This window comes from Mycobacterium simulans, assembly GCF_900232995.1.
GTDB lineage: Bacteria > Actinomycetota > Actinomycetes > Mycobacteriales > Mycobacteriaceae > Mycobacterium > Mycobacterium simulans.
Map to the genome: position 1 here is coordinate 1 of NZ_OCVX01000105.1, position 1,285 is coordinate 1,285.

Consider the following 1,285-nt stretch of genomic DNA (forward strand, 5'->3'; position numbering starts at 1 on the left):
CACGCCGAGGCCCCCGCATCCAGCGAGCTGGTGTTGAACATCCCCGACACACCCGAACCGAGGTTGAACACACCCGATGCCAGCGCGCCGGCATTGAAGTAACCCGACGCCAGCCCCGGCAGCGAGGGCGGGACCTGGTTGAACCAGCCCGACACGTGCGAACCGCCGTTCCAGAACCCAGACACCCCACCGACACCGGAATTGAAGAAACCCGACGACGGGGCGGTGGTCGAATTCCCGAACCCCGGGACCGCCGGAGCGTCGATGAGCACGATGCGAACGGGTCCGAGGGTGCTGTGGGCCTCGAGCGCGAAGGGGATTTCGGGGATGGTGACTGCCGGGATGGTGAAAGCGCCGGTGCCGCCGGACAGGTGGATGCTCAGCGGGTTCATCGCGGGGATCGTGAGGCCGCCCGGGAAGATGTCGATGGGCTCGGAGTGGGCGGTAACGGTCGCAAGCAGCGGGATTTTGTCAATGGCGACCGTGGGAGTGTTGAAGGGCAGGTTGGCTAGGAATGCCGCTATGGTCCCTTGCGACGAGCTCGCACCTATAACTATTGGACCGACAGTCAGGTCGGCAAGGATCGGTGGGAACTGACTGATCTGAAAGGCTCCCGAAATCGGACCGATTGTCATGGGCCCGCCGGGTTGTGAGCCAAAGGAGTAATTCAGTGTGACGGGCACCTTTGGAATGACAATGGACGGGAAGGTCATCGGACCGAGGCCGACGCTTACCGTAATGGCGTCCACGTCGATTCGGGGGATCGGGATGGTCGGGAGGGTGAAGCTGTCGATGGCGACGTTGGCGCTGAATTCGGGGCGAATTGCGGGGACGTCGATGGCGGGGATAACGACGGAGCCCAGTCCGCCGGTCAAGGTGAGGTCCAAGAACGGGGTTTGGGGAATCACAGCAGGGACGTAGGAGAAGCTGATCAGGCCCTGGTAGTTGCCCCGCCACCAGAGGCCGTTGCTGTCATTGCCGCCGATGAAAGCCCCGGTGTTGACATTGCCGGAGTTGGCCACCCCGGTATTGATATCACCGGTGTTGAACCAGCCGGTATTAATGCTGCCCGGATTGAGGTCGCCGGTATTGGCGTCACCCGCATTGAAACTGCCGGTGTTGTAATTGCCCGCATTGACCAGACCCGTGTTGAAACTGCCGGCGTTGAACCACCCCGTGCTGCCAATCCCCGAATTACCGACACCGGTGTTGTAGCTCCCCGAATTGAACAAGCCCCAGTTCCCGGTACCGGAATTGAAGAACCCGACATTGCCGGTACCCGAAT

At 61.8% G+C, this 1,285-nt stretch carries 1 pseudogene; it reads right to left on the reverse strand.

What is annotated here, in order from left to right:
- Positions 1–1,285 (reverse strand): annotated as a pseudogene (locus MSIMFI_RS27590) (PPE family protein); the annotation flags it as partial.